Below are 18,890 nucleotides of genomic sequence, written 5' to 3'. Positions count from 1 at the left end.
CTGATCGTCGGGCTGCGGACAACCGCCAGGAAAGTCTCAAGATTGGCAAAGCTAACACGTGTGGGCATCGTCACTGTCCTTACTTTCCGACACTGCCCACTGTATATCCGTCTCCTCAGCCGTGGACTTTCTCTGGGCACCGGGGACACGTGAAACCGGTTGGACACTGGCCCAGCCGCGTGATGATGTGGTTTGCCCCATAGTATTTGAACAAGCCCGACACCCTAGGACAGGACCTGATGGATCTCAAGCAGCTTCTGGCCATCGTGACGGTATCCGAAACTCGCAGCGTGACCCGTGCGGCGGAAATCCTTCACTTGGTCCAACCCGCCGTCACGCGGCAAATCCGCCTCCTCGAACAGGAACTGGGCGTCACGCTCTTCGAACGCAACCGGCACGGCATGCAGCCGACAGAAGCGGGTAAGGAAATGGTCAAACATGCCCGCCGCGTCCTCCACGACGTGGCCCGCGCCAAGGCCGAGGTCGGTCCAAGCCTCGGATCCATCCGCGGACTCGTGACCATGGGCCTGTTGCCAAGCACCACGGAATTATTGGCCGTCCCTCTCGTCGAAGAGGTCGCGACCCAGCATCCTGGCATCAAGTTGCGACTTCAGGTGGGCTACTCTGGCGACTTGCAACAGCACCTTGACCGCGGTGAAGTCGACGCGGCCCTGCTCTATGAAGCCCAAGGCAGCCCAACGCTCAATACCCGCCCCTTGCTGTCGGAAAAGCTTTGGGCCGTGGCCGCCAAGGGTTCAGGCCTGGCCCTCAGGGATGCGGTCCCCCTGGCCGAGCTCACCCGTCATGCCATGGTTCTGCCAGCCACGGGCCAAGGCATCCGCACGCTCCTCAACGCTGCGGCTGCCGCCGAAAATCTGGAACTGGAGCCTGCCGTCGAAACGGACTCCATGGACGTCCAAAAGCGCCTCGCCATGTCTGGCGGATTCTGGTCCGCGCTCCCCGCATGCTGCCTGGTCTCCGACCTCGCAGAGGGCCGGATCGAAGCGGCACCCCTGGAAGTGCCCGTCATCGAACGTTCCATCATCCTTGCCACCGCCAGGGACGCCGCCACACGTCAGGCTGTCACGGCGGTAACGGCGATTGTTGCCGTACTTGCCGGCAATCTCGTGGAGGCCGGGGACTGGCCCTCGGGACGCCTCCCCTCCGCCTAAAAACCCGATATTCGCGGAGCCTTCTGCACTGCAGCCATCCCCTGCCCTGATAGTGACATCAGAAAATACTATTTGATTTGATTTTAAATCAATTCAAATAATAGATGACGTTCATCACATCAAAGGAGACACACGTGCCCGCCACAGAAACACCCATTTGGCAGCAGGAGCTCTGGGGCGCCCTGCGTGCCAGCGGCGTCCAGCAAGTTGCCTACGTGCCCGACGCCGGCCACAGCCACGCCATCCGCGAGGCCATCGCCGACCCCCACATCACCGACGTCGTCCTGACAACGGAGGAGGAGGGGGTTGCCGTCGTCGCCGGAGCGTGGCTGGGCGGCCAGCGCGCGGCCCTGCTGATGCAAAGCAGCGGCGTCGGCAACTGCGTGAACATGTTCTCGCTCCTGGACTCCTGCCGCTTCCCGTTCCTGGCCCTGGTCACCATGCGCGGCGAATACGCGGAGTTCAACCCGTGGCAGGGCCCCATGGGCCGGGCCACGGAGGACGCCCTCAAGCTCATGGGAATCAACGTCCTGCGCGCCGACACCCCGGACGACGTTGCCGAGACGGTTTCGGCAGCCGCAGATGCGGCGTTCCTTGCCGGAGAGCGCGTCGCCGTGCTCATCGGCCAGAGGCTCATTGGGCGCAAAATCTGGAAGAAGGACAGCAAGTGAACACCGCAACCAGCAACCTGGACCGCCGCGAACTCGTCGCCTCGCTCCTGGCCGCCGTGCCCGAGGCACTCGTCGTCACCGGCCTCGGAAACCCCACCTACGACGTCCACGCAACAGCCCCGGACCGCGCGGGTGTCTTCCACCTCTGGGGTGCCATGGGAGGGGCAGTCCCCCTGGCCCTCGGGCTCGCCCTGGCCCAACCCGAGCGGCAGGTCGTGGTCATCACGGGCGACGGCGAAATGCTCATGGGCATCGGTTCCCTCGGCACCGTCGCCGCCAGCAGGCCCTCCAATCTGAGCATCGTGGTGTTGGACAACGGCCATTTTGGGGAGACCGGCATGCAGCAAAGCCACACCTCCCTGGGCGCCAACCTGGGCGAGATTGCCGCCGGATTCGGCATTGGCGTAGTGCTGCGCATCAATGGGCTGGACGACGTCGACGACCTCGCCAAGCACATACAGAGTCAGTCCGGGCCAGTGTTCGCCCATGCCGTCATCGCCACGGGCGAGCAGCCGCGCGCCATGCCCGGGCGTGACGGGGCCGCCGCGAAGAATTCTTTCCGCGCCCACCTTGGGTTGGCACCGCTGTGAGCCAGTCCCAGGCGTCCGCCACAGCCGATGGCGCAGCCCTTGAACTTGCTTCCTACCCGATGCACATTGACGGCCGCCCACATACGACGGGGACGTGGTTGGATTCCGAGAATCCGTGGACCGGCCGGGCCTGGGCGAGGGTCGCATGGGGCGGTGCGGCCGACGTCGACCTTGCCGCGACCGCCGCCCACCGGGCCTTCACCATCGGTCCTTGGGCGGGCATGACGCCCACCGAGCGCGGGAAGGTCTTGGTGACTGCGGCCGATGCCCTGGCCGCCCAAACAGCACGGCTCGCCGAAATCGAGGTGCGTGACAATGGCAAGCTGCTGGCCGAGATGCGCGGCCAAATGGACTATATCCCCGAGTGGTTCCGCTACTACGGCGGCCTGGCAGACAAGGTCGAAGGTTCGGTCCTGCCACTGGACAAGAAAGGCTACTTCGCCTTCACCCGCAAGCAGCCAGTCGGGGTGGTGGGAATTATCACGCCCTGGAACTCGCCCCTGCTGCTACTGGCCTGGAAGCTGGCCCCCGCCCTGGCGGCTGGCTGCACCGTCGTCATCAAGCCCTCCGAATTCACCTCGGCCTCCACCCTGGAATTTGTCCGGATTCTTGAGGAGGCGGGTGTACCGGCGGGCGTAGTCAACGTCGTGACCGGTTTCGGGCACGACGTCGGGGCCCGGCTCGTTGACCACCCTTTGGTGCGCAAGATCGGATTCACCGGATCGGACGCAACCGGCAGGCTCATCGGGGCCCAGGCCGCGGCCGGGCTGAAGCGGTGCACCCTGGAACTTGGCGGTAAATCGCCCAACATCGTCTTTGCCGACGCCGACCTTGACGCTGCCGTCAACGGTGTCGTTTCCGGGATTTTCGCCGCCACCGGCCAGACCTGCATTGCAGGGTCCAGGCTGCTGGTCGAGGAATCCATCCACGATGATTTCGTGGACAGGCTTGTACGCCTCGCCCGCCGGGCACGCATCGGCGACCCCATGTCGCCCGGAACGCAAGTGGGCCCGGTGACAACCAGGCCGCAATTGGCGAAGATCCTGGGCCACATCGACCAGGCCGTTGCGGCGGGGGCGACGACGGCGCTCGGCGGCCAGGTGCCGGCCACGCAGCCCAGCGGCGGCTGGTTTGTGGAACCCACCATTTTCACCGGCGTGACACCTGAGATGGACATTGCGCAGGAGGAAGTCTTCGGACCCGTCCTGGCCGTGATCCCGTTCCGTGACGAGTCCGAGGCAGTTCGCCTGGCCAACAGCACGCGGTTCGGGCTCGGCGCCGGCATCTGGACCAGCAACATCGAACGGGCCTTCCGCATGAGCGACGCCGTGGACAGCGGCATGGTGTGGGTCAACGCCTACCGCACCGTCAGCTTCATGGCACCCTTCGGCGGCATGAAGGACTCCGGCGTCGGCCGGGAAAACGGCAGCGAGGCCATCAGCGACTATCTCGAGACCAAAACCGTGTGGATAAACACCGGGGCCCCGAACCGGGATCCCTTCGTCCTGGGCTGAAGGCCCGTCAAACGCCAGCGGCCGACAGCTTGACCGGCGTGCCGGCCGCTCTCTTCAAAAGATTGGTGAAAAACATGGCTCTCCCACTCATGCCTCCACGGCGGCGCGTTATTTCAAACGTCATCAAAGGCTCCATCGGCAACCTGGTCGAGTGGTACGACTGGTTCGCCTACGCCTCCTTCAGCCTCTACTTCGCCAGCGTCTTCTTCCCGAAGGGTGACGCCACGGTACAGCTGCTGTCCACGACGGCGGTGTTCGCCGTCGGATTCCTGATGCGGCCCCTAGGCAGCTGGATGCTCGGGCTCTACACGGACCGGCGCGGACGCCGGGCCGGGCTGACCCTCTCGGTGACCCTAATGAGCATCGGCTCGCTGATGGTCGCGCTCATTCCCGGCTACGACGTGATAGGACTTGGCGCCCCGGCCCTGCTGCTGGCCGCCCGGCTGCTTCAAGGACTCTCCGTGGGCGGCGAGTACGGCTCCAGTGCCACGTACCTGTCGGAAATCGCGACGCCGGGGCACCGCGGATTCTACTCCAGCTTCCAATACTCCTCGATCATCGTCGGCCAGCTGCTGGCCCTGCTCACACTGATAGGCCTGCAGTCGGCGCTCACCGTCGGGCAGTTGCATGCCTGGGGGTGGCGCATCCCATTTCTGGTCGGCGCCGTGCTCGGCCTTGTCGTCCTGTGGCTGCGCCGCTCCATGGACGAGTCGTCCCACTTCCAGGCGGCCCGGACACGACGCCCCGAAGGCGAGCCGACCGGGTTGCGTTCGCTCATCCGCAACCACCCGCGCCAGCTGGTTGCCGTCATGCTCCTGACTGCCGGCGGCACCATCGCGTTTTACACCTTCACCACCTACGCGCTGAAATACATGGTCAACACTGCCGGAATCCCCAAACCCGAGGCCGCGATGATCAACTTCTTCGCCCTCCTGGTGTTCCTCTTCATGCAACCGGCCATGGGTGCGCTCTCGGACCGGATCGGCAGGCGCCGCGCTCTGCTGTCCTTTGCCATCGGGGCCGTGCTGTTCACCGTCCCCATCCTCGCCGCCATGGGCCGCACCAGAAACCCCTGGGCTGCCTTTCTGCTGCTGGTGCTGGCCTTGGCGATCCTCAGCGGATACACCGCCTGCGGCGCCATCGTGAAAGCGGAAATGTTCCCCACCCATGTCCGTGCCGTCGGCGTCGGGCTGCCCTACGCGATCGTCGGAGCGGTCCTGGGCGGGAGCACAGAATCAGTGGCCCTGGGGTTGAAGGCCGCCGGCCATGAAGGGCTTTTCGGCTGGTATGTGACAGGCTTCGCGACATTGACGCTCGTGGCCCTGATCATGATGAAGGGATCCTTCACGCGCAACACCATTGACGTGGAACCGGACGACGGTGTTCCCCGGCACGGCATCAGCGTCACCGGCGGCGCGCAAAAGGACTAGCCTCGGACACTCGTAGGGCCGGCTGGGACTGAGGTTTCAGCTGGCCTTCCGCGTGGGTGATCCGCCCTCTGGGCCGGCTCAGCCTGCGCGTGCGGGAACTGGCGGCAGCCTTGCCCTTCATCCCCGTCCGCCCAGACCGGCAGCAGCTGCCCCAGCGCGCCGGCTGGCCGCGAGAACTGCGCGAGCTGGCCGGCTCCTTCAATGCCATGGCCAGCGCCGTCACCGCGTCAACGGCAGCCCAGCAGCGTCTGGTGGCCGACACCGCCCACCAGTTGCCCAACCCCCTGGCCGCCTTGCAGCTGCGCCTGGACACGCTCGAAGGCCAGGTGGATGCAGCCAACCGCCCAAGGGTCCAGCGTGCCGGTACCGAGGCGGAACGCCTGAACGCCTGAACGCGATCCTGCGCGACCCGCTGGCCCTTGCCCGGGCCGAAACACCCGGCCCCCGTCAAGGAAAGTTGCGATGCCCGATTCGTGGCAGCCGGACGGGTCAACTTCTGGTCAACGACGGCCGAGAAAAAAGGCACTTCACTGACCCTGCGCGGGTCCGGCACCACACACCGGGTCTTGGCACAGGAGCACCTCGTGCAGCAGGTCCTGGACGTGTTGCTGGACAATGCGTGCAAGTACGCTCCGCGCGGGCAGCTAAGGGTCGGCGTGGCGGCGACCGGGCGCAATATCGTGGCCGTGACGGTGGCCGACTCCGGCCCCGGAGTCCGCTCAGCAGACCTGGGCCGACTGAGCGAAAGGTTCTTCCGTGGCGGAATTTCAGCTGACCGCGGCGCCCCGAATCCGCCCGGCACGGGCCTGGGCCTGGCCATCGCCGCAGCCCTGGCGGAAAACATGGGCGGCACGCTCCGCCTGTCGCAGACGCCCGGGGGCGGATTGACGGCCACGGTGGAAATCCCCGGCGTTCCCAACCCGGAATCCACACGGGAGGGGAGAACCGCATGACATCACGACATTTCACCGGCAGCTCACCCACCCGCCGTGGCTTCCTCACGACGACAGGCGCAGGCCTGGCCGCAGCCCTGCCGGGTGCACCCGGCAGGAACCGGTCAAAGTAGCGTTGGCCGGCGGACAGAATGGCGGCTTCTTTGCCGAATTCGCCCACCTCCTTGCCGCGGCGGCGGCATCTGAACCAGCGTTCAGGCTGGTCCCGTTGGAGACGCCCGGAACCCTCCAAAACCTTCAGCTCATGAGGGCGGGCCGCGCGGGGATTGGGCGGGCCCTGGCCGACGCCCTGGGCACGGACCTGGCTGGCCTGGCCGCCGTCGGGCGTGTTTACCAAACCTATTGGCAGCTCGCCGTCCCCCTCGGCTCGCCCATAAAATCGGTTGCCGGGCTGGCGGGGCGGACCGTGAGCCTCGGGCCGGCGCAGTCCGGTACGCGCTCCACGGCACTGCGCATCCTGGCGGCCGCCGGTGTTCGCGGCGGAGACTTCACCGAACGGCCCCTCGGCATCGCCGCGACCGGCTCCGCCCTGGTCACGGGCACGGTGGACGCTGCCCTGTTCGCCGGCGGCGTTCCGCTGCCCATAGTGGCCGGTTCAGCCGGCAACAAGATCCGCCTCATCGACCTGGGCGCGAAAGCCCTCCTGCTCCAGCGGCAGTACGGGTCCGTCTACCAGTCCACCAGCATCCCGGCAGGCGTCTACGGCAATGCCGGGGAGACTCGGACGGTGGGTGTCGCCAGCCTGCTGCTGGCCCGGTCCGACCTGACGGATGTGGTCGCTGGATCTTTGGTGGACATTTTGGTTTCACGATCCGCCGACCTGGTGCTGCCGGAATTCTGGGGATGCAGTTTTTGGACCCGCGCGCTCATCACCACGGCAGGTGTTCCCCTGCATCCAGGGGCTGCTGCCACCTACCGCCGGTGGCACGGCTAAGACGCCGCAAGGGGGCGTCAGGCGGGGGTGCGCTGGCCTTCTCCTTGGATCCGCGCGTCAAAGTGCTCCGCCAGCAATTCGCCCGCGTGGGTGAGGTGGTCTTCCATGGCGCCGCGTGCGGCGTTGGCATCGCCGGCGGTAAGGGCGTCCAGGACCTTTCCATGGTCCTCGACAGTGGCCTGTTGCCACCCCGGGATGGAAGCATAAAACATCCGGGGGACGTACCGCACCGTTAGCCCGAGCACCCACAGGATCTTGCGGGAGTCCGCCAGGTGGTTGATGATCCGGTGAAAGGCGTGGTTCTTTTCCTCCAGAAGCCCTGTGTCGTTCCGCGCAGCGGCCGCCATGAGTTCATGGTGGAGCGCCGAAAGTTCCGCCAGCTCCGCCGGGCCGACGCGCACGGCAGCGCGGCCCGCCAACTCACCCCCCAGAAGAGCCTGCGCCCGGAACAGGTCCCGAATGTCCGCCCCGGTCAGCGGCGCCACCTGAAAGCCGCGACGGGGAACCAATTCCAGAAACCCTTCAACGCGCAGCAGCTGCAACGCTTCCCTGGCAGGCGTGGTGGAAATGCCCAGCCGCTCACCGATCGTTTCCGGGCGCACCTGCGAACCCGGCCGCAACTCCCCGGACATGATCAGCGCCCGTATGTAGGCGGCCGCCTCGTCACTAAGTTGCGGGCGCCGCCTGCCCTGCTGAGTTTCCGTCATGGTCCGCCCGTTCTTCCTTCCACTGAAGTCCCCAGCTTAGCGAACCGACAGTTCACCATCTGCCGCATCGGCGGCCAGCTCGGCCAACACCTTCCCGGTGTGTTCCCCCAAGGCGGGCACCCGTCCCATTCGCACGGCGGATTCCCGTGATGTGACGGGTGGGAGGAGGCTTCGCAGGGGCCCCACGGGCGAGTCGACGTCGCGCCAGCGGTCCCGTTCCTGCAGCTGCGGGTGGTCTGCCAGTTCCGCCATGTTCCGCATTTGCGCGTTGGCGATTCCTGCCGCGTCCAGCCGGGCCAGGGCCTCGGCCACCGGCAGCTGGCCGAGCACCGCGTCAATGGCGGCGTGGAGTTCGCCCCGGTTGGCGACCCGCAGCGTGTTGGTGTGGAAGCGTGCGTCCACGGCCAGCTCGGGATCGCCCAGGGTCACCTCACAGAACTTGGCCCACTCACGTTCGTTCTGGATGCTGAAGAACACCGTCCCGTCGGCGGCCGCGAACGGCCCGTAAGGTGCGATGGTGGCATGCTGGGCCCCCGTGCGGGGCTGCTGCCGGCCGCCGTACTGGGCATAGAAATAGGGCTGTCCCATCCATTCGGCCAGGGCTTCGAGCATGGAGATTTCCAGCACATCGCCGCGTCCGGTCCCCCGCCGCTGGTACAGGGAGGTGAGCACGCCCGAGTAGGCGTAGCTGCCCGCGCAGATGTCGGCGATCGAGATGCCCACCTTTGCGGGTTCCTCCGGCGTTCCGGTGACGCTGAGCAGCCCAGCCTCGCACTGCACCAGCAGGTCGTAGGCCTTCTTGCTTTCATAGCTGCCGCCCCGCCCATAGCCGGAGATGGACACGTGGATCAACCGCGGATTCAATGCCAGGGCCTCGTCTGGTCCCAGACCAAGACGCTCGATGGCCCCGGGTGCCAGGTTCTGGACGAGGATGTCGGCCTTGGCCACCAGTGACTTGAGCGCGGCGAGCCCGGCGACGGACTTCAAGTCCAGGACCACCGATTCCTTCCCCCGGTTCAGCCACACAAAATAGCTGGCCATGCCGTGGACGCTTTCATCGTAGCCGCGGGCAAAGTCACCAGTGTCCCGTTCGATCTTGATCACACGCGCCCCCAGGTCCGCGAGCTGGCGCGTGGCAAACGGCGCGGCGACGGCCTGTTCCAGCGAGACAACCGTCAGCCCCTCCAACGGCAACATGCTCATGACTGGTCCTTCCGGGCGCGGGTGGCCGCAGCCGTGGCTGCGATGCGGCGGGCGCGTTCCACGACCGGGCGGTCGATCATTTCGCCGTTGACCTGCGCTGCGCCGTGGTTGGCGACGGCCAGTACTTCGGCGGCCCAGGCTGTCGCGGCCCGAGTGGGCGCAAATGCCGCCCCGACGGCGGCGAGCTGGGCGGGGTGGATGCACAACTTCCCGCCAAAGCCGAGCATCCGGGCCAGCCCGGCCTCGGTCGCCACGCGCGCCAGGTCCTCGATGGCAGTTGAGGGCGAGTCCAGCGGGGCGGCGATGCCGGCGGCCCGGGACGCGACGACGAGTACGCCGCGGGCGTAGTCCAGCGCCCGAGGATCGTCGGTGGCACCAATGTCCAGTGCGTAATCCACGGCGCCGAAAGCCAGCCGGGCGACGCCGGGGGTGCGGGCAAGGTCAAGGGCGTTGACCACTCCCAGCGCCGTTTCCACCAACGGTACGACGCCGGTCCCCTCCGCCACGGCTGCCGTCACCATGGCGATGTGGGAAGGGTGTTCGGCCTTGGGCAGCATGATGCCGCGCAGCCCGTGGTCCGGTGTGCGAGCGAGTTCGCCCAGCGCGGCCAGGTCCTCGGCAAACCAATCGCTGCCGGGCGTATTGACACGCACCAGCGCCCGAAGCCGACCCTCGGCTGCCGCGGAGAGGGCCGCGACGGCATGGCGCCGGGCCTGCGCCTTATCGCCGGGCGCGACCGCGTCTTCCAGGTCAATGATGACAGCGCCGGCATCCATGGCACAGGCCTTGGCGAAACGCTCGGGGCGGTTGCCGGGGACGAACAAAATGGTGACGGACGCTGCCAAGTCCACCTCCGGCGTCGTCCGCAGGTCAACGGCGGCGGGGGCCCTCATGCCTTGACCTCCACGGCCGGCAGCGAGGACTCGTCGGGACGGGACGAGGCCACGCTGGGCAGGTGTCCCCGGCGGTAGACCATGAACGTGCGCCGATAGCTGATCACGATGGCACCACCCTCGTTGAACCCCTCGGTCGCAACGGTGACCAGGCCCAGGTGCGGGCGCGACGCGGAGCCGCGGACGGAGAGGACCTTGGAGCGGGAGTAGATGGTGTCCCCCTCATAGACCGGGTGCGGCATGCGGACCTCGTCCCAGCCCATGTTGGCAAAGACGTTCATGGACAGATCAATGGTGGACTGGCCCGTCACCAGCGCCAGGGTGAACGTGGAATTGACCAGCGGCAGGCCAAATTCGGTCCCCTTGGCGAAGTTGGCATCCACGTGGGTCTTGGCCACATTCTGCGTCATCAGCGTGAACTGCTGGTTGTCGGCCTGTGTCACCGTCTTGCCGAACGGGTGGTAATAAATGTCGCCGACGGCAAAGTCCTCGAAGAGCCGGCCGGTCCACCCCTCGACGATCCGTAACTCCTTGACTTCAGTGCTGCGTGCCATTTTGTTCCTTCCGACGCGGGATCATCTTCGAATCCATCAATATATTATGTTCTTCAAAGAATCTTTCCATGAATGACTGTGATGTCAAGGACTACCGGCGCTAATATTCTACAAGCCTCCCTCTTGGCGCTTCTCAATATATTATGTAGAGTGACGTCAGAACAGTCAGCCGGACCATAATCCGGCCACTACAAGGAGGTAGCCATGGGCCCCCAAACCACAGACGTGAGCGCGACCGCGATACCAGCCACCGAGGAGCTGCGCCAAACGGTGCGCGAGCTCTGCAAGGGATTTGGCGATGAGTACTGGCGCGAATCAGATCAGCAACGCAGCTACCCCCAGGAATTTGTGGACACCCTGACCAACTCGGGGCTGCTGGCAGCACTCATCCCCACCGAATATGGCGGGCTGGGCTACGGCCTGACCGAGGCGAGCATCATCATGGAGGAAATCAACCGCTCCGGCGGGCACTCGGCCGCGTGCCACGCGCAGATGTACACCATGGGCGCCCTGCTCCGCCACGGCAGCGAAGCGCAAAAGGACACGTACCTGCCCGAAATTGCGGCCGGGCGGCTGCGCCTTCAGGCGTTTTCCATCACCGAGGACAAGGCCGGCTCGGACACCACGAGCATCGAAACGGGTGCAGTGCGCGACGGCGACGACTTCGTCATCACCGGGCATAAGAGCTGGACCAGCCGCATCGATGAATCAGACCTCGCATTCGTCCTGGCCCGCACCTCCCCCAAGGACTCCGCCGACCGCACCCGCGGCCTGACCTTGTTCCTGGTCGATCTGCGCCAGGTGCGCGCCCAGCAGCCGGAAACCCTGGAAGTGGTGAAGGTTCGCACCATGTTCAACTACGCCACCAACCAGGTCCAATATCACGGCATGCGGGTGCCGGCCTCGGCCGTCATAGGCCAGGTCGACAACGGCTTCCGCTACGTGCTCGACGGCTGGAACGCCGAGCGGATCCTGCTCGCCTCCGAGGCCGTGGGCGACGGATACTGGTTTACGCAGCGCGCCACGGACTGGGCCAACAGCCGCGAGGTCTTTGGCCGCAAGATCGGCTCCAACCAGGGAGTCCAGTTCCCGATCGTCGACGCGTACATGAAGATCCGCGCTGCGGACATGATGCGGTTCGAGGCCGCCCGGCTCTTCGACGTCGGCGAACCCTGCGGAGCCGAAGCGAACATGGCCAAGCACCTTGCCTCCGAGGCCAGCTGGGACGCCGCCAACGCCGCCTTGAACACCTACGGGGGCTACGGCTTCGTGGACCAATACGACATCGAACGCAAGTTCCGCGAAACCCGCATGTACCAAGTGGCACCCGTGAACAACAACATGATCAAGGCCTTCATCGGCACCAAGGTCCTCGGCCTCCCCCGGTCATACTAACCATGACAACCTCCAGCACAACCACCGCAGACGACGGCTCCACCATTGCCTTCAGCGTCGAAGGCGCCGGACCTGCGCTGCTGCTACTGTCCGGCCAGGGCACGGACCGGCGATGGTGGGACCGTGTTGTTCCGTCACTGGCGGGGAGCCACACAGTCATCCGCACCGACTACATCGGCACGGGCGCCAGCATCGCCGCACCAAAGGCGGAGTACTCCACCCGCAGGTTTGCCGGCGACGCCATTGCCGTCCTGAATTCCCTGGGCCTTGCGGCGGCGCATGTGTACGGCACGTCGATGGGCGGCAAGGTGGCACAGTGGATCGCGCTGGACCATCCGGAACGGACCGACAAGCTGGTGCTCGGCTGCACCTCCACCGGAGGGGCGTCCGCCGTCCTGATGGACCCTGCCACGGCCGAACAATTCGGACAATCGGGGCCGGAAGGAAACCGCGCCCGACTGCCCCTGATGTACTCGGCCGAGTGGCTTGCCTCGCACGAACCGAACCCCGCCGTCGTGTCGACACCGGGGACTCAGCTTGCCCGTATCGGGCATCGCCGCGCGAGCACCACGCACGACACATCCGCTCTCGCATCCCACATTTCGGCACCCACATTGGTGCTCCACGGAGCGGACGACGCCGTCGTGCCGACCGCCAACGGGCACCTGCTGGCCGACCTGATCCCCGGCGCCACCGTCCGCGTGTTCGACGGTGCTCGGCATGCATACTTCGAGGAACAACTTGACCAGGCGGCGAAAGCGGTGTCGGCCTTCCTTTCGGAGTAGAACCCGACCCTGACTTATCAGTAAGCCGCCTGCCAGGGCTCCGACACTAGTGAGGCTGAGTACCTGCGACCCATCCCTGGAGGGCTCCGAGCAGCGCGCTGGAAAGTCGGTCGCGTAACTCTATGCGTCCGATCTCCAGGGAAGCCGCCAGGTCCAGGACATCGCGTGGATCAAATATCTGGTTCCACAGGAAGAGCGCTTCCTCGCCCGGGACAGTGATTTTCAGTTCGCGACAAGCTTCGGCCAGAGGCCTCGACATCGCAGCCTCCTGCATCAGAATGTCAGGCGTCTTATTCCTGAGGCGCTGCATGTATCCGGTGCGGGACCGGGAATGGCTCATGGCTTTTCCATCTTTGAGAACCAGGTCAATCCAGAACAAACAAACTGTCTTGAGAAGTTGGATACCAGAATCGGTGCAGGCGTCGCTCTTGGCCACAACGGAGGAAATGACGGAACGTCGAAAGGACTCGACCACGTTATCTATTGTTCCGTAGTATCGGTAGATGGTCGCGGGAGATATGTTGGCTTCTTGGGCAAGCCTCCGCATGGACAGTGTTTCCGCTGATTCCGCCAGCAATTTTTGGGCAGCCTTCAGAACTTGCTCCTGGTTTCTTGAAGTGTCCTGCCGCGGAACGATGGTGGTCATCTGTGATCCAATGTTAGTGTTTTCCATCCAATTTGAGGATCCCGCCCAGGCGGGCGATGCCTTCATGAATGTCGTCCAACCCTACGGCAAAGGATAGTCTGACAAACCCTTCCCCCGCGGGTCCGAACTCCCTGCCCGGACGGACAAGGACGCCAGCTTCGGCGGCCGCGCGCGCTACCTCGACTGACGGCCTTGAGTCCGCGTACTTACAAAAATAGTAGAACGCTCCTTCCGGGCGAGTTGCGCGAAGTCCGTCTGTGTCGTTTAGTACGAGTTCCATCCTGATGCGGCGTTCCGCGTAAGTTTCGAGCATCCCGTTTGCGGCGGCTTGGCCCTCCGTGAGTGCCGTCAGGGCGGCATATTGGACTGCCGTATTTACGGACCCGTTGAACGTCCGGTGAACCGTGGCAGCCGACGAGATGGTGGAAGGTGGTCCGACCAGGTAGCCGACCCGCCAGCCTGTCATTGCAAACTTCTTTGAGAAGGTCTGGCACAGTATTCCCCGGCCTGCCAAGTTGACCCTGTCGAGTATTGAGATGAATGCCAGATCATCGTAAACGAGGTTGGCATAGGCTTCGTCGGACAGGATGGTGGTTTGCTGATCGACCGTGGCGGACTCGATGGCCATCCAGTCCGCGTCGTTCATGATCGCACCGGTGGGGTTGGACGGTTGACATACAATGACGAGCTTGGCATCACTGACCGCCTCGGCCAATGATTCGGGCTCGAGTCGCCCGGTGCGGTCGCGGGTGAAGGATTTCACGGTTCCGCCAGCGTACGCCACCAGGTCCCGGTAAAGGGAATAAGTCGGGTCTTCGATGGCTACCACGTCACCGGGTTGTACGAGGCCAAGGATGGCGGCAGCAAGTCCTGCCGTGCCTCCATGAGTTACGAGTACGTCATCCAAGGTAAGCGGGTTGTGAATGCGTCGCTCTTGCAGGGCAATGGCCTCACGCAGCGATATGAGGCCCAGCTGGTTCGAGTAATGAGTTTCGCCCCGGTTCAAGGCGTCTTTCATTGCGTCGCGGATGATTTTTGGGGTGTCAAAGTCAGGCTCGCCCACGGCGAGGGAGACCACGCCCGGTGGTGGGGTGGGGAGGGGCTTCCTCAGCGATACGTCTCGCACGCGTTGGATGGCATGGATAGTTTTGGGGCTTGGCATGTTCTTGGGATCCTTTATAGCACTCGTGAGAGGAAGTCTTGTGTGCGGGGGTGGCTTGGCTTGCGGAGCACAAGGTTTGGATCGCCCTGCTCGACGATGTAACCATCTGCCATGAACACCACTTCGCTGGAGACTTCGCGGGCGAAGGCAATCTCGTGGGTAACGACCAGCATGGTCATGCCGGAAGCTGCCACTTCCTTCATGACGGCGAGGACTTCGCCTACCAGTTCAGGGTCGAGCGCTGATGTTGGTTCGTCGAACAGCATTACTTTGGGTTTCATGGCAAGGGCCCTGGCTATGGCAACTCGTTGTTGTTGGCCACCGGACAATTGGGCAGGGTAGGCGCGGGCACGGTTTCTGAGCCCGACGCGTTCCAACAGCGCCATGGCCTCGTCGGTGGCCGCCGACCGAGACTGACCCAGAACGCGCAGGGGGCCTTCGATGATGTTTTCCAATGCCGTCTTGTGGGCATAGAGGTCAAATCGCTGGAAGACCATGCCAATACCCGCGCGCTGTTTCGCAAGTGCTTTTCCCGAGATTTCGCTGAGCACGTCGCCCTTGCGGGTATATCCGACGTAGTCACCGTTGACTTTTACAGCGCCACCCGTTGGCTGCTCGAGGTGGTTGATGCAGCGGAGCATCGTAGACTTTCCTGAACCGGACGGGCCAAGGATGGACGTGACAGAACCTGGCTTGACTTGAAGGTTGATGCCCTTGAGGACCTCCACCTTGCCGAATGATTTGTGCAGGTCGATAATCTCCACCATTGGCTTCATTCGTTTCCTCCTTGGGCAGCCTTGATCGAGGCGATTTGATCGCGAACGGCGTCTTCGCTGAAGTGAGTGAATCCTTTGCCGACACGCCGTTCGAGATAGTGCTGGCCAACGCTGGCGACGGACACGACCACCAAGTACCAAATGCTGGCGACGACAAGCAGGGGAATGACTGCGAAGTTCACGGCGTAGATGTCTTGGACGGCCGAGAGAAGGTCTCCACCGGAAATGAAAGCAACCAACGACGTCGCCTTGAGCAGGTTGATGGCTTGGTTGGCGGTCGGCGGCACAATCACCCGCATGGCTTGCGGGAGCACTATTCGGACCATGCATTGCGCTTCTGTCATGCCGGTTGAGAGCGCAGCTTCACGCTGGCCGACGTTGACGGATTGGATTCCGGCTCGGACAATCTCAGACATGTAGGCGGCTTCGTTCAGGGTAAAGCCCAAAACGGCGGCCACAAAGGCTGTGATGACGACGTTCGTGGACACCGACGCGGAGATATTTGTAAGCGGGATGCCGATGCCCAGCAGGGGAAAGAGAGCGGCTAGGTTGTACCAAAAGATGAGCTGGACCAGAAGGGGTGTCCCGCGAAAGAACCAGATATAGGCAAAGGAAACAGTCGAGAGGACCTTGTTCTTGGACAGGCGCATGACCGCGAGGACTGTGGCTAAAATGGTGCCCATGACCATGCAAATGACAGTCAGTACCAAGGTAGTGACAATCCCTTGGCCGACCTGGCCATTCCAAAGGTACTTCCAAACGGTCGACCACTGCATGTTCTTGTTTAGTGCCAGGCTCTGAATCAACAGAAACGCGAGCAACAACACTGCGACCGCCCCAACGACCTGTGCATAGTGCCGGCGTGGCGCAAGTTTCAAGGGAGAACTTTCCGACGCCAAAGGATCAGTGGTGAGTGCCGTCATTTTTTGGTCCCGTTGATTAGCACCTTGTCCATGGCCATCTGCGGTACTTTCCACTGGTCCAGGATCTTCTTGTAGGTGCCGTCGGCAATCAATCCGGTAAGTCCAGCTTCCAAGGCTGCCTGCAGGTCCTTATCTGCCGGGCGGACGGCAGCGCCGTGGAATCCTAGCGCGAAGGGGTCTCCCGTCATTTCGATCTTGTCCGGGACCTGCTCTACGTTGTAGCTGCCGATGGCGTAGTCGATCGCCATGGCATCCGTTCGCCCGTTTTGCAGGGCGAGCTGGGTTTCTGCACCGGTCGGGTACTGCTGGACGTCCATCTTGGCTTTGCCGTCGGCCGCACATTTCGCCGACTGCTGCTTGGCCAGTTCAACCGACAAGCTTCCGGACGGTCCTGCCGCGGACTTGCCACACAAGTCCGCCAAGGTTTTGATGCCCTTCGGGTTGCCTGCTGCTACTACTAGGATCTGTCCCGATTGCGTGTAGTCGATGAAGGTCACTTGCTTCTGACGCTCCACGGTGTCGGAAAAGTCCGACATGGCGACGTCAAACCGCTGGGATGCAAGACCGGTCACCATCGCCGCGAACTTGGTGTTCGTGACCTCCACCTTAAGTCCAAGCGACTTTCCCAGCGCATCCATGATGTTGGCCTCGATGCCTGTAAGCTTCCCCTCCTTGAGAAACAGGTACGGCGGGAGACTGGTTTCGCCTCCAACCTTCAACACGCCCGCGTCGCGAATGGCCGCAGGGAGCAGCTTACGGGCCGATTCGTTTACCTTGACGCTTGAAGTCAAGGCTGCGTTCTCAACCTGAACGGATGAGCCGGTGCCGGGTGTCTGCCCTGTCGCGGCCGTGCCACCGGTGCCGGGTGAGCAGGCCGAGACCAAGAGCGCGATGGCCAGGCATGGAACAATGAGTTTACTCTTTTGCATTATCTGTCTCCTGTGGGATTTTCACTTCATTGTGGAATTTCCGATTCGATGGTTAGCGGCCGATTGGGCGGGAAAACTCCCTGGACAATTCAGCCTCGTGCGCCATGACCTCCAGAGTGAGCCGGTAGACGTCGGCGGCGCTGTCAGCCGGAATGACAGCGACGCCGTCGTCGTCCGCCGCAATGATGTCTCCAGGTCTGACAACCACCCCGCCGACAGCTGCTTCCCTGGCCAAACGGGCGGGGCCGTTCTTGTATGGTCCAGAGGGGTTGGCGCCCCTCGCCCATACCGGGAATCTCATCTGCTCGAGTGTCGAGCGGTCACGGATACAGCCATCGATCACAGCGCCCACAACACCTAAGGTTCGGAGCTTGGTCGCCAGGAGGTCCCCAAGCAGCGCACGGGACAGGTCCCCTCCCCCGTTCACGACCAAGACGTCCCCTGGACGCACATGCTCCAGCGCAACATGGAGTCCGGCGTTGTCCCCCGAGCGAACCGTAACAGGGAACGCCGTACCGACGCAGGCCGCGCCGGACCACATGGCGTGGAGTCCAGAATCGCACATGCCCATTCTGTCCATGGCATCCCCGATGTTGGCCACCGGGAGGCCCTCAAAGGACCCGGTGTGGTCGGAACGCAGGAAATCAACGGGACCGACATCGATCATGCTCTGATCAATTTTCATGAAATAAGTCCTTCAGCCAACAATCAAAATGGTGAGACATCTGTCTCAACTGCGACAAGCGTCTCATGTTGTCTGGGTCACGTCAAGACCTAAAAACCTGAAATCTACGCTTGTCCGGAACGGCCAACTCTTACCGTTGGAGGTAGCAACCTTTCAGGGTTGAGACGATCACACATCGAGGTTCTGCCGCGGACGCGTGCCAATCACACGGCCTCCATGGCCATCCTTCTGTCGTTCGCTCACACGGCACTAAAAACTTGACTCATGCACCATCGTCAAGGTCGCCTCAAATGGTGGTCCGGCGTACGCTCCCGTGTCCATTTTGTCCGGGGCCAGGCCAAAGCACCTTTGACCAAAGGAGGCACCGAGTTGCTGGACGCCGTTGGCGGCTTCAGGGACGGCCGTGCAACAATTTCCCCATGGCAGCTCGACTTTACGACCTCTCCTCCTCATGGACCTTCCCGAACTCCCAGCAGGAAGTTTGGGACGTCATCGCCGATCCGGACATGTCCTGGCCCGAGTGGTGGCCGGGCTGCAGCTACGCCAGCCCGCTGGAGCGGACCGCAAACAAAGGCGCGTCCAACGAGGAACTGCTCCTCGCCACCACCGCCACGCTGAATTTCAAGGCCTCCCTCGGCTACACCCTGACCGTCTCCTACCACCCCACCGTCGTGAACAGCCCAGATGAAATAGCGTTCGACGCCGGCGGCGACCTCGAAGGCGAAGGCCGCGTAGTCCTCACCAGGACGGACAACGGCCACACCCGCATGGACATCGAATGGCGGGTGCGCCCCACCAGCCGCTGGATGACCTTCCTCAGCCCGATCGCCGCGCCAGCATTCACTTACGCCCACGCGGCCCTCATGCGAAAGGGCGAAACCGGGCTCAGGAACTTTTTGGCCTGGCGCTACACGAACAACCATGGCTGAATTTTCGCCCCGCCTCTGGCCAGCGCCCCGCAGCCGGAT

The 18,890-nt window shown here is 63.6% G+C and carries 21 protein-coding genes and 1 pseudogene; 12 read left to right on the top strand and 10 right to left on the bottom strand.

The features are described 5' to 3' along the window. Positions 1-239: 239 nt before the first annotated feature. The 9 genes and pseudogenes from G6035_RS15550 to G6035_RS15515 all read left to right on the top strand — a co-directional run. Positions 240-1,172 carry a LysR family transcriptional regulator gene (locus tag G6035_RS15550; RefSeq protein WP_176618010.1) on the top strand — a complete coding sequence of 311 codons (933 nt, stop codon included), beginning with the start codon at positions 240-242 and terminating at the stop codon, positions 1,170-1,172. A gap of 134 nt (positions 1,173-1,306) precedes the next feature. Further along, complete coding sequence (locus G6035_RS15545) at positions 1,307-1,843, top strand: thiamine pyrophosphate-binding protein (RefSeq protein WP_218063284.1); 537 nt, start codon at positions 1,307-1,309, stop codon at positions 1,841-1,843. Further along, the gene (locus G6035_RS15540; protein WP_218063283.1) at positions 1,840-2,433 is read left to right on the top strand and encodes a thiamine pyrophosphate-dependent enzyme; all 594 of its coding nucleotides are present in this window, start codon (positions 1,840-1,842) and stop codon (positions 2,431-2,433) included. Before G6035_RS15545 ends, G6035_RS15540 begins: the two co-directional genes overlap by 4 nt. Continuing rightward, the gene (locus tag G6035_RS15535; protein ID WP_218063282.1) at positions 2,430-3,947 is read left to right on the top strand and encodes an aldehyde dehydrogenase; all 1,518 of its coding nucleotides are present in this window, start codon (positions 2,430-2,432) and stop codon (positions 3,945-3,947) included. Before G6035_RS15540 ends, G6035_RS15535 begins: the two co-directional genes overlap by 4 nt. Before the next feature lie 74 nt (positions 3,948-4,021). Further along, positions 4,022-5,377 carry an MFS transporter gene (locus G6035_RS15530; RefSeq protein ID WP_176618008.1) on the top strand — a complete coding sequence of 452 codons (1,356 nt, stop codon included), beginning with the start codon at positions 4,022-4,024 and terminating at the stop codon, positions 5,375-5,377. A gap of 56 nt (positions 5,378-5,433) precedes the next feature. Then, complete coding sequence (locus G6035_RS15525) at positions 5,434-5,769, top strand: hypothetical protein (RefSeq protein ID WP_176618007.1); 336 nt, start codon at positions 5,434-5,436, stop codon at positions 5,767-5,769. 81 nt (positions 5,770-5,850) lie between these two features. After that, positions 5,851-6,330, top strand: a complete 480-nt coding sequence (locus G6035_RS15520; RefSeq protein WP_176618006.1) for a HAMP domain-containing sensor histidine kinase — start codon at positions 5,851-5,853, stop codon at positions 6,328-6,330. After that, positions 6,327-6,443 carry a twin-arginine translocation signal domain-containing protein gene (locus G6035_RS20675; RefSeq protein WP_218063281.1) on the top strand — a complete coding sequence of 39 codons (117 nt, stop codon included), beginning with the start codon at positions 6,327-6,329 and terminating at the stop codon, positions 6,441-6,443. The genes G6035_RS15520 and G6035_RS20675 overlap by 4 nt, the downstream gene beginning before the upstream one ends. After that, positions 6,434-7,264 (top strand): annotated as a pseudogene (locus G6035_RS15515) (TAXI family TRAP transporter solute-binding subunit); the annotation flags it as partial. The gene G6035_RS20675 and the pseudogene G6035_RS15515, both read left to right, overlap by 10 nt. A gap of 17 nt (positions 7,265-7,281) precedes the next feature. Here the strand turns inward: G6035_RS15515 and G6035_RS15510 are convergent. Genes G6035_RS15510 through G6035_RS15495 form a run of 4 tightly spaced genes read right to left on the bottom strand, consistent with a single transcriptional unit; the run spans position 7,282 to position 10,621 of the window. Continuing rightward, positions 7,282-7,971 carry a GntR family transcriptional regulator gene (locus tag G6035_RS15510; RefSeq protein ID WP_176618004.1) on the bottom strand — a complete coding sequence of 230 codons (690 nt, stop codon included), beginning with the start codon at positions 7,969-7,971 and terminating at the stop codon, positions 7,282-7,284. Between the two features lie 36 nt (positions 7,972-8,007). After that, a complete protein-coding gene (locus G6035_RS15505) occupies positions 8,008-9,174 on the bottom strand; it encodes a CaiB/BaiF CoA-transferase family protein (protein WP_218063280.1) in 1,167 nt (388 codons plus the stop codon). Continuing rightward, a complete protein-coding gene (locus tag G6035_RS15500; RefSeq protein ID WP_176618003.1) occupies positions 9,171-10,067 on the bottom strand; it encodes a CoA ester lyase in 897 nt (298 codons plus the stop codon). The genes G6035_RS15505 and G6035_RS15500 overlap by 4 nt, the downstream gene beginning before the upstream one ends. Continuing rightward, positions 10,064-10,621 (bottom strand): MaoC family dehydratase, encoded by a 558-nt coding sequence (locus tag G6035_RS15495; RefSeq protein ID WP_176618002.1) that lies wholly within the window; start codon positions 10,619-10,621, stop codon positions 10,064-10,066. The genes G6035_RS15500 and G6035_RS15495 overlap by 4 nt, the downstream gene beginning before the upstream one ends. A 204-nt stretch (positions 10,622-10,825) precedes the next feature. On the opposite strand from G6035_RS15495, the gene G6035_RS15490 reads away from it, so the two are divergent. Beyond that, positions 10,826-12,016, top strand: a complete 1,191-nt coding sequence (locus G6035_RS15490) for an acyl-CoA dehydrogenase family protein (protein WP_176618001.1) — start codon at positions 10,826-10,828, stop codon at positions 12,014-12,016. Between the two features lie 2 nt (positions 12,017-12,018). Then, on the top strand, positions 12,019-12,801 hold the full coding sequence (locus G6035_RS15485; protein WP_176618000.1) for an alpha/beta fold hydrolase: 783 nt from the start codon (positions 12,019-12,021) through the stop codon (positions 12,799-12,801). Between the two features lie 46 nt (positions 12,802-12,847). Here G6035_RS15485 and G6035_RS15480 read toward each other — a convergent pair whose 3' ends face one another. The 6 genes from G6035_RS15480 to G6035_RS15455 are packed head-to-tail and all read right to left on the bottom strand — an operon-like array spanning position 12,848 to position 17,922. Further along, complete coding sequence (locus tag G6035_RS15480; RefSeq protein WP_176617999.1) at positions 12,848-13,447, bottom strand: TetR/AcrR family transcriptional regulator; 600 nt, start codon at positions 13,445-13,447, stop codon at positions 12,848-12,850. A 13-nt stretch (positions 13,448-13,460) separates the two neighbouring features. Next, positions 13,461-14,609 (bottom strand): pyridoxal phosphate-dependent aminotransferase, encoded by a 1,149-nt coding sequence (locus tag G6035_RS15475; protein WP_176617998.1) that lies wholly within the window; start codon positions 14,607-14,609, stop codon positions 13,461-13,463. A 14-nt stretch (positions 14,610-14,623) separates the two neighbouring features. Next, complete coding sequence (locus G6035_RS15470) at positions 14,624-15,385, bottom strand: amino acid ABC transporter ATP-binding protein (RefSeq protein WP_218063279.1); 762 nt, start codon at positions 15,383-15,385, stop codon at positions 14,624-14,626. Continuing rightward, the gene (locus G6035_RS15465) at positions 15,382-16,308 is read right to left on the bottom strand and encodes an amino acid ABC transporter permease (protein ID WP_176617997.1); all 927 of its coding nucleotides are present in this window, start codon (positions 16,306-16,308) and stop codon (positions 15,382-15,384) included. The genes G6035_RS15470 and G6035_RS15465 overlap by 4 nt, the downstream gene beginning before the upstream one ends. Then, positions 16,305-17,237 carry an ABC transporter substrate-binding protein gene (locus G6035_RS15460; protein ID WP_176617996.1) on the bottom strand — a complete coding sequence of 311 codons (933 nt, stop codon included), beginning with the start codon at positions 17,235-17,237 and terminating at the stop codon, positions 16,305-16,307. Before G6035_RS15460 ends, G6035_RS15465 begins: the two co-directional genes overlap by 4 nt. A 52-nt stretch (positions 17,238-17,289) precedes the next feature. Continuing rightward, positions 17,290-17,922, bottom strand: a complete 633-nt coding sequence (locus G6035_RS15455; protein ID WP_176617995.1) for an RraA family protein — start codon at positions 17,920-17,922, stop codon at positions 17,290-17,292. A gap of 419 nt (positions 17,923-18,341) precedes the next feature. Between G6035_RS15455 and G6035_RS15450 the strand changes: the two genes are divergently transcribed. Next, complete coding sequence (locus tag G6035_RS15450) at positions 18,342-18,851, top strand: SRPBCC family protein (RefSeq protein ID WP_176617994.1); 510 nt, start codon at positions 18,342-18,344, stop codon at positions 18,849-18,851. The last annotated feature ends 39 nt before the right edge of the window (positions 18,852-18,890 follow it).

This window comes from Arthrobacter sp. SDTb3-6, assembly GCF_013376095.1.
In the GTDB taxonomy this organism is placed as follows: domain Bacteria; phylum Actinomycetota; class Actinomycetes; order Actinomycetales; family Micrococcaceae; genus Specibacter.
This window is presented reverse-complemented; position numbering and strand designations above follow the sequence as displayed.

What these genes read in the sequence shown, in the direction of transcription:
- G6035_RS15465 (WP_176617997.1), bottom strand. Translation starts at nt 16,308, where the DNA reads ATGACGGCACTCACCACTGATCCTTTGGCGTCGGAAAGTTCTCCCTTG.
- G6035_RS15530 (WP_176618008.1), top strand. Translation starts at nt 4,022, where the DNA reads ATGGCTCTCCCACTCATGCCTCCACGGCGGCGCGTTATTTCAAACGTC.
- G6035_RS15510 (WP_176618004.1), bottom strand. Translation starts at nt 7,971, where the DNA reads ATGACGGAAACTCAGCAGGGCAGGCGGCGCCCGCAACTTAGTGACGAG.
- G6035_RS15450 (WP_176617994.1), top strand. Translation starts at nt 18,342, where the DNA reads ATGGCAGCTCGACTTTACGACCTCTCCTCCTCATGGACCTTCCCGAAC.
- G6035_RS15475 (WP_176617998.1), bottom strand. Translation starts at nt 14,609, where the DNA reads ATGCCAAGCCCCAAAACTATCCATGCCATCCAACGCGTGCGAGACGTA.
- G6035_RS15455 (WP_176617995.1), bottom strand. Translation starts at nt 17,922, where the DNA reads ATGAAAATTGATCAGAGCATGATCGATGTCGGTCCCGTTGATTTCCTG.
- G6035_RS15485 (WP_176618000.1), top strand. Translation starts at nt 12,019, where the DNA reads ATGACAACCTCCAGCACAACCACCGCAGACGACGGCTCCACCATTGCC.
- G6035_RS20675 (WP_218063281.1), top strand. Translation starts at nt 6,327, where the DNA reads ATGACATCACGACATTTCACCGGCAGCTCACCCACCCGCCGTGGCTTC.
- G6035_RS15550 (WP_176618010.1), top strand. Translation starts at nt 240, where the DNA reads ATGGATCTCAAGCAGCTTCTGGCCATCGTGACGGTATCCGAAACTCGC.
- G6035_RS15495 (WP_176618002.1), bottom strand. Translation starts at nt 10,621, where the DNA reads ATGGCACGCAGCACTGAAGTCAAGGAGTTACGGATCGTCGAGGGGTGG.
- G6035_RS15470 (WP_218063279.1), bottom strand. Translation starts at nt 15,385, where the DNA reads ATGAAGCCAATGGTGGAGATTATCGACCTGCACAAATCATTCGGCAAG.
- G6035_RS15505 (WP_218063280.1), bottom strand. Translation starts at nt 9,174, where the DNA reads ATGAGCATGTTGCCGTTGGAGGGGCTGACGGTTGTCTCGCTGGAACAG.
- G6035_RS15480 (WP_176617999.1), bottom strand. Translation starts at nt 13,447, where the DNA reads ATGACCACCATCGTTCCGCGGCAGGACACTTCAAGAAACCAGGAGCAA.
- G6035_RS15460 (WP_176617996.1), bottom strand. Translation starts at nt 17,237, where the DNA reads ATGCAAAAGAGTAAACTCATTGTTCCATGCCTGGCCATCGCGCTCTTG.
- G6035_RS15500 (WP_176618003.1), bottom strand. Translation starts at nt 10,067, where the DNA reads ATGAGGGCCCCCGCCGCCGTTGACCTGCGGACGACGCCGGAGGTGGAC.
- G6035_RS15490 (WP_176618001.1), top strand. Translation starts at nt 10,826, where the DNA reads ATGGGCCCCCAAACCACAGACGTGAGCGCGACCGCGATACCAGCCACC.